Source organism: Pedobacter sp. GW456-11-11-14-TSB4 (assembly GCF_059424425.1).
In genome coordinates, this window is sequence record NZ_JBWKZK010000001.1 from 1070572 (window position 1) to 1078749 (window position 8178).

Consider the following 8178-nt stretch of genomic DNA (forward strand, 5'->3'; position numbering starts at 1 on the left):
TGCGGCAGTAAAACTAAAAACAATGACAATACATAAAGAAGGATATACCACAATCGCACTTACCATACTATTTATACTGGTACTAAACGCATTTATAGATTATAAATTTGCCGATTTAGCTTGGTTACGTTGGAGTGTTTATGTGCTATCATTAGCTTTATTCCTTATTGTTTTACAGTTTTTTAGAAACCCTAAAAGAACATTTACAAATGGCGATAACTTGGTAATTTGCCCAGCAGATGGTAAAGTTGTTGTAATTGAAGAAACCGAAGAAGGCGAATATTTTAAAGACAGACGCCTACAGGTTTCTATATTTATGTCGCCAGTAAATGTGCACATAAATCGTAACCCAATTTCTGGTGTGGTTAAGTTTTTTAAATATCACCCAGGCAAATATTTAGCTGCTTGGAACCCAAAATCTAGCACAGAAAACGAGCGTACAACTACTGTTGTAGAGCACGCAAGTGGCACTCCTGTTTTATTCAGACAAATTGCTGGAGCTTTAGCTCGCAGAATTGTTTGGTATGTTAAAGAAGGTGATCAAGTTGTACAAGCAGAGCAATTCGGCTTTATTAAATTTGGTTCGAGAGTTGATATTTTCTTGCCTGTTGGCACAAAAGTAAACCTACAACTAGATCAAGTTGTAAAAGGCGGCATTACTGTTTTAGCAGAGTTAAGTTAGTTTAGCAAAAACATCAAGTAAGCACAAATCGGCAACATATAAGAAGATTTATCATTCAGAGCGCAGCGAAGAATCTCGAATATGCTATTGAGTTATTCCTCCTAAGTCGGATTTATAACGCTTTATAAATTAGGATTGTATATCAACACCTAAATTTCATATTGTTATTTTGCGAAAAACAACGCAAGCATTCCTTCGCAATTTAAGTCCCGCTTTTTGTTACTGCCGATGAAGAATCGGCATACACTACAATCGGGTTTATATTACAAAGTTGGTGGCTCTTGGCAGTTTGCAACCCCTCATAGCAGCATAAAAATACGTGGACTAAACGGGATTGTTGCGGCATCCCCCGATTTTTCATCGGGGATAAAGCAAAAAAGCCCGACTAACATTTAATCGGGCTTAGGTATTTGATTTGCTAAAATCTTAAATTCTATTATTTTTCTTCTTTATGAGTTACACTTTCTCCAACAGTTCTTTGCGTAGGGTAAGCAAATTCAGAGCCATATTGCTGAACAATTTCTATTGCTTTAAAGTTGATCTCTTCCTTAATTTTTAACAAATCATTTTGCATTGGTACCATATAAATAATCTGAATGTTTAAGGCAAAATCACCAAACGAATCTAAAGCTACGGTACTATCTGTTGTACCCGTGTGCTTTTTAAGGTAAGTGTCCAATTCTGTGATAATCTGTTTAACCACATCCGAGCTTGTTTCATATGTTATTCCAATATCAAACTTAATCCTACGAGCATTTCTTAGTGTTAAATTCTCAAGCACACCATCTATCATGGCTCTATTTGGTATTACGTAGGTAGTTCTATCCGGACTTCTTAAAACGGTACTTCTAAAGCCTACACGCTCTATGGTGCCTTCAACACCATCAACCTTTACAACATCACCTACGGTAAATGGCTTATCTAAAAATATTAAAAATGAACCTAATAAGTTTTCTAAACTCTCTTTAGCTGCCATCGCAATGGCAATACCACCTATACCTAAACCGGTAATTAAACTCACTGCATTTACCTCAAAAACATAACCTAACAACACAAAAAAGCCAATAAAAGAAATCAAAAACTTTAATAACTCTTTTATAAAAGGCACTAACTGATCATCGGCTCTGTTTTTTGTTCTAGCTGCACGCACCAGCAAAACATGCGCTATAAAATCAATTATTCTTAATACAATCCAAAAAATAGAGAGTAAAATAAGGAATAGAAAAACTTTATCTACCAGTTCACCTATGGTAAAGATTTCGTTTACCTTGGCTGTACCAACTGTTTTTTTATAAGTAAAAAATGATACGTTTAAAGGGTGTCTTAATTGCTTTATAGCTATGTAAAGCGTAAATACGCTGAGAAAAAATTCAACGGGTTTTATCAATAACGAAATAAAAGTTTCAGGATTAACTTGGTCTGCAAATTTTTTAAAAACTCTAAAAAATAGCTTGCTTAAACCTCGAGATATAATTCTTTTAAAAAGTAGTCCGATAAGAAGAATGCTAGCAATTATAATATATTGCCTTATCGAATTACCCCAAATTACCTGTTCAAAAAATTCGTTATTCATTGCTTATACTAATTGTTTTAATGCAATTTCAAAAGCTGTGCTTGATAAATTTGTCTTTTTGTTTGATGTTTGATACACGGACTGCAGGGCAACTTTAATTACAGATGAAGCATCACTAAAAATGGCGTCATCGCTCATTTCAACATTACGCTGCATCAGATAAGCAAAAACTCTTGCCATTCCGCAGTTTGCAATAAAATCTGGAATTACTGCAACATGGTTATCTGCATGCTCCATAATGCTGCCAAAAAATATTTCCTTATCTGCAAAAGGAACGTTTGCGCCGCAAGCGATAACCTCTAAGCCTCCGTTTATCATTTGATCTACCTCTGTTTGTTGTACCAGCCTTGATGACGCTGCAGGCACAAAAATTTCAGCACCAACATTCCAAATTTTTTCGCTAGCCTCAGCAAAAGGGATTAAGTTATCTGCTACCAGCGTATTATTTATTCTATTATTAAAAAGTGTTTTAATTTCTTTTTCGGTAAATCCATCAGGATTAATCAAACCACCAACACGATCAATTATACCAACAATTTTTACACCATGTTGTGCTAAATAATATCCGGCTGCTGCTGCAACATTGCCCCAACCTTGTATAATTGCCTTTTTACCAGCAAGTTCGCCACCCCAAATATTATAAAAATGCCTTATAGATTCTGATACTCCATAACCGGTAATCATATCGGCAACTTTGTATTTTCTTTTAATATCCGGCGTATAGTCCAAATCTTCTAACACTTTAGAAACACCATAACGCAATTGTCCAATTTGATGGATACGCTCGTTTTCTCTTGCTTGATAGTGTCCGCTAATTACACCTTCTTGCGGGTGCCATAAGCCATAGCTTTCTGTAATTGGGATAACTTCATGTATTTCGTCAATATTTAAATCCCCACCGGTACCGTAATAACTCTTTAACAAAGGCATTACTGCTTTATACCAACGTTCTAACACTTCCTTTTTACGTGGATCTGCCGGATCGAAGTTTATGCCAGATTTTGCGCCACCAATTGGTGGGCCCGAAACTGTGAATTTAACCTCCATCGTTTTAGCAAGTGATTCTACTTCACGCTTGTCTAATCCTTTACGCATACGTGTACCGCCACCAGCTGCACCGCCACGTAATGAGTTAATTACAACCCAACCTTCAGCTTCAGATTCTTTGTCTTTCCATTCAAAAACAATCTCTGGTTGCTTCTCTTCGTACTTTTTTAATAAATCTTTCATTATGTTCAGTTTTATAAAGCAAGAAAGACCCTAACAATGCATATTTGGGTAATCTCTTAACAAGTAATATTTGGTGGGGCAAAGATAGAAACAAAAAAACCCCCACGAAACTAATCGTGAAGGTTATATATCTTTATTAAGAATACTATTTTCTTAAAGATTTGATACGAGCAGCTTTACCAGTTAATTCACGTAAATAGAACAATTTAGCTCTACGCACTTTACCGTGACTGTTAACTTCTACTTTATCGATATTTGGAGAATTGATTGGGAAGATACGCTCTACACCAACACCATTACTCATCTTACGAACAGTAAACGTTTCGTTTGCACCTGCGCTATTACGTTGAATAACTACACCTTGGTAAATTTGAATACGTTCTTTATTACCTTCGCGAATTTTATAGTGTACACTAATTGTATCTCCTGATTTGAAAGAAGGAAACTCATTTTTCGCGATTACCTGCTCTTCTACAAATTTTACTAAATCCATGATTTTAAGCTATTAAGCCGATTTTTTTATGTTTAAAATCGGACTGCAATATTAGGGATTTTATTTTACAAAAAAAAGTAGATTTTAAAATTATTTTATTTTTTAACAAATCGCGTTTTTTCCACAACGAAGAAGGGGTTGAGTTGGTAAGTTGTTGAGTATTTGATGTGGTGAGTTGGTAAGATGTTAAAGCTGGGAAGTTGTTCGGCACACCTTCCCAAATCCCCAACTTACCAAATCACCATTTATTCAAGCAAATCTGGTCTGCGCTCTTGCGTACGTTTCAATGCCTCATCATGGCGCCACTCATTAATTTTGGCTTGGTGGCCACTCAATAAAATATCTGGCACTTTGTGCCCACGCCAATCTGCTGGCCGAGTATAGTTCGGCGCATCTAACAGTTCTCCTTGAAAACTATCAGACAAAGCAGAAGTCTCATCATTTAATACGCCCGGTATCAATCGAACCACAGCATCAACCACAACCGCAGCGGGCAACTCTCCACCGCTTAACACATAATCGCCAATAGAAATCTCACGTGTTACAAAAATATCGCGTATGCGTTGGTCTATGCCTTTGTAATGCCCACATAAAATGATAACATTTTTTAAAGTAGACAATTGATTTGCGATGGTTTGATTTAACGTTTCGCCATCTGGGCTCATAAAAATTACCTCATCATAATCACGTTCGCTTTTTAATTTTTCTATACAAAGGGCAAATGGCTCTATAGACATGATCATTCCGCTACCGCCACCATAAGGATAGTCATCAACACTTTTTTGCTTATTTGTTGCATAATCTCTTAAATTATGAACTACAATTTCTGCAACTCCTTTTTTTTGCGCTCGCTGTAAAATAGAGTGAGCAAAAGGACTGGTTAATAAATCTGGTAAAACGGATATGATATCGAAACGCATGGTGCAAAGGTAAGAATAGTTTAGCGTTTGGCGCAGGGCGATAAGTTTCTGTTCGCTGAATTTAAACCGCGATTCACTAATCGTCTCCTTCTAATTCAAAAATTACTTCAACAGCAATGTTAAATACTTTGGCCATTTTTTCGCCTCGGTTCGTGAAGACACGAACCGAGGCGGTTAATTTTTAGAAATTAAAAACTTTACGCATAATTTCGCCCATACCAAATTATAGGAACTTTGTCACTAAGTATTCCCGAAACGCAAAAAAATCATAAAAATTAATACAATGATTTATCCTAGAGATTGCTTCACGAAAATCGGGACAAGCTGTCCCTCGGAATGACAAAGATGCTTAAACCGTCCACTGATCGTGGATTACGGCTACCAAAAAATATTGCCCATCAACTTTTTCAAACACTAAACGCAGGCTTGTCCAATCCATTCCATCCATCTTTTGGTCGAAACCACTAAAATGATATTCGATAAAATGATGATTTGGATAAATCTTTTTCAGATTATTCAGCGAATTGCCTTGTTTAATAATTTGATCATAACCAACCGCTTCGGCCGCTATATAATCAGCATTGTAGGCAAACTTTTTAAGATAAGCTGGTACAGTAAGTTTAATAGGATCTCCAGTACCATCATAGTTACCCCAAGTTAAAGTCCATTTTTTATTAACAGACTCTAAAAAATCTTCTGGAGTAAGTCTTTTTGAATTTGCGGTATCTATAAATCCGTAAGGAACGAACCTAACACCGTCGGCAGAAAAATATTTAATCAGTTCTGCGTAGTTATTCTGTTTTAAAAAAGTTAATACTTGTCTTGCAGTGGCTTTTATAGAATCTTGTTGAGATAAACCATCCCCATCATCTTTTGGCAACTCTGTTTTAACGGTATCTGTTGTGGTTACAGTTGTGTCTACAGTCTTATCGGCCTTTTTATCGCTGGTACAGCTGGCAATAAAAACAATCAAAAATGAAAATAAAATTAAGCGCTTCATTTATACTCAACGAAATAACAAAACGATTGTTTCATTTTTACGAATTTAGGTAAAGGTCAAGCAATCCCTCTGGTAAATCTACCAATAAAGTTTTTTCATCCTCATCAATCTCCACAATCATATCTTCATTTAGAGGAAATAAAATTTCTTTATTCTTATATAAAACAGTGGCCACAAAATGCTGTGGATATTCATTCACCTCAATAATTTCACCTAACTCGCCTTGGGTTTCATCAGTTACGGTAAAGCCTTTTAAATCATCGTAAGTAAAATCATCTTCATCGCGTTCGGGCATTTTATCTAAAGGCATGTAAACCTTCTTTTTAACCAAAGCTTGGGCTTTATCAATATGATCTAAATCATCAAAATAAAACAAACCAGTATTGTTAGGATAAAGCTTAAAACTCGACACGAAAAATGGAACCATTTTGCCATTTAAATCAGCAAAAACAATATCCAATTCTAAATCTTCGTAAGCATCAAACTCAAAATACAATTGTATTTCGCCTTTTAAACCTTTAGTTTTTGTAAAATAGCCAATATAAAACGCTTCTTCCTTAATCATAACAAAAGCCCCTTTAGGGGTTTGGGGTGGGGTTAAAAAAATAGCGTCCCGAAAATCGGAACGCTATTACAAGTTAAAACAAATCTATGATTATGCTTCTTCTTTTTTCTCTTCTTCAGTTGCTTCAGCAGCTGGAGTTTCAGCAGCTACTTCTTCAGTTGCAGGAGCCTCTTCAGCTACTACTTCTTCTTCAACAACTTCTTCAGCTACCGGTGCATTTTTTGCAGCAATTGCAGCAGCACGGTCACTGTTTTTCTTAGCTTCTGCAGCTAAAGCAGCTTTTCTAGCTGTTTCTTTTGTAGAGTTTAAGCTTTCTTTTTTACCTTCAATTTGGCCACCTTTAGCTTCTAACCACTGTGCAAATTTAGCATCTGCTTGTTCTTCAGTTAAAGCGCCCTTTTTAACACCACCTTGTAAGTGTTTTTTGTACAATACACCTTTGTAAGAAAGAATAGCACGAGCCGTATCAGTTGGTTGTGCGCCTTTGTTTACCCAGTCTAAAGTTTTTTCGAAGTTAATTTCGATAGTTGCAGGATTGGTGTTTGGGTTATAAGAACCTAAACGCTCAATAAATTTACCATCTCTTGGTGAGCGAGAATCTGCTACTACCACGTGGAAAAAAGGTTTCCCTTTTTTACCGAATCTTTGCAATCTGATTTTAGTTGCCATTTTCTTTTAAGTTTATGTATTCAACATAGTTCCCGGAGCTTCGTGCTTGCGGGGATGCAAAAGTAAGTAAAATACTAATAACTAACAAACTACATTATTTTATATTCAAACAACACAACTTTAATCTTAATTAAGGATATTTACAATTATGAAGATAGCAATAGATATGGACGAAGTCCTAGCCGATCCTATAAAAAAATTTATACAACTTTATAACCGCGATTACGATGTGCCTCTGGATTTGCAAATTGATCCGGGGAACGAAATTTACCAACACATTCCCGAACACATTAACAATAAATGGTTCGATTACATTAACGAGAAAGGCTTTTTTAGAGATTTAGAATTAATTGAAGGAAGCGTTGAAGCGGTTAAAAAACTGCAAGAAAAATATGAAGTGTATATTGTTTCTGCCGCCATGGAGTTCCCTAATTCTTTAGAAGATAAGTACCATTGGTTGGCTGAGCATTTTCCATTTATCAGTTGGAAAAATATCATGTTTTGCGGAGAAAAAATTGTTAATACCGATATCATGATAGATGATAGAGCTAAAAACTTTATCGATTTTAAAGGCAGAACCTTACTTTTTACCTCGCCACATAATTTATTGCTTACCGATTACGAACGCGTAAACAATTGGCAAGAAGTTTTGGATAAATTGATGTAGGTAGTTTCGTCATGCTCAGCTTGACTGGGCATCGTAATGCTTTGATAGGTTTTGGTTTTGCTTTTAGAAAGGCAAAAACAGTTTTTCAATTAATGTTAGTCGGGCTTTTTGCTCCAATCTTTTGTTTTCAGCTTTGACAACTTTCTTTCCGCTGTGTTATTAAAGTTGTCAAAGCTTAAAAGAAAACAAAAGTATTTGCGCTTCAATCCCGCTTAGCTAACAATATTCTATGCCACTATTTATTTAGCGCCCAGCAAATTTCATAAAAAAGACTTACCAATGTTGGACAGGCTTACTGCCTCAATCTTTTGTTTTCAGCTTTGACAACTTTCTTTCCGCTGTGTTATTAAAGTTGTCAAAGCTTAAAAGAAAACAAAAG

General features: G+C 35.8%; 9 protein-coding genes. 2 read left to right on the plus strand and 7 right to left on the minus strand.

The window, feature by feature from the left end; genetic code table 11:
- The first annotated feature begins 22 nt into the window (after positions 1-22).
- A complete protein-coding gene (locus AC07XU_RS04815) occupies positions 23-682 on the plus strand; it encodes a phosphatidylserine decarboxylase family protein (protein ID WP_494942485.1) in 660 nt (219 codons plus the stop codon).
- Positions 683-1118: 436 nt separating this feature from the next.
- Here the strand turns inward: AC07XU_RS04815 and AC07XU_RS04820 are convergent, their stop codons facing one another.
- The 7 genes from AC07XU_RS04820 to AC07XU_RS04850 form a co-directional block, all read right to left on the minus strand.
- Positions 1119-2255: a mechanosensitive ion channel family protein gene (locus tag AC07XU_RS04820; protein WP_494942486.1), complete on the minus strand. Its 1137-nt coding sequence runs from the start codon at positions 2253-2255 to the stop codon at positions 1119-1121.
- Positions 2256-2258: 3 nt separating this feature from the next.
- Positions 2259-3485 carry a Glu/Leu/Phe/Val dehydrogenase dimerization domain-containing protein gene (locus tag AC07XU_RS04825; RefSeq protein WP_494942487.1) on the minus strand — a complete coding sequence of 409 codons (1227 nt, stop codon included), beginning with the start codon at positions 3483-3485 and terminating at the stop codon, positions 2259-2261.
- A 145-nt stretch (positions 3486-3630) separates the two neighbouring features.
- Positions 3631-3978, minus strand: a complete 348-nt coding sequence (gene rplS, locus AC07XU_RS04830; RefSeq protein ID WP_131551598.1) for a 50S ribosomal protein L19 — start codon at positions 3976-3978, stop codon at positions 3631-3633.
- A 245-nt stretch (positions 3979-4223) separates the two neighbouring features.
- Positions 4224-4898 carry a tRNA (guanosine(37)-N1)-methyltransferase TrmD gene (gene trmD, locus AC07XU_RS04835; RefSeq protein WP_494942488.1) on the minus strand — a complete coding sequence of 225 codons (675 nt, stop codon included), beginning with the start codon at positions 4896-4898 and terminating at the stop codon, positions 4224-4226.
- Positions 4899-5247: 349 nt separating this feature from the next.
- On the minus strand, positions 5248-5898 hold the full coding sequence (locus AC07XU_RS04840; protein WP_494942489.1) for a hypothetical protein: 651 nt from the start codon (positions 5896-5898) through the stop codon (positions 5248-5250).
- A 37-nt stretch (positions 5899-5935) separates the two neighbouring features.
- Positions 5936-6463 carry a ribosome maturation factor RimM gene (gene rimM / locus AC07XU_RS04845; protein WP_494942490.1) on the minus strand — a complete coding sequence of 176 codons (528 nt, stop codon included), beginning with the start codon at positions 6461-6463 and terminating at the stop codon, positions 5936-5938.
- Positions 6464-6553: 90 nt separating this feature from the next.
- Entirely contained in the window at positions 6554-7132 is a 579-nt protein-coding gene (locus AC07XU_RS04850) for a 30S ribosomal protein S16 (protein WP_494942491.1), read from the minus strand.
- Positions 7133-7280: 148 nt separating this feature from the next.
- Between AC07XU_RS04850 and AC07XU_RS04855 the strand changes: the two genes are divergently transcribed.
- Entirely contained in the window at positions 7281-7799 is a 519-nt protein-coding gene (locus AC07XU_RS04855) for a 5' nucleotidase, NT5C type (RefSeq protein ID WP_494942492.1), read from the plus strand.
- Positions 7800-8178: the final 379 nt, after the last annotated feature.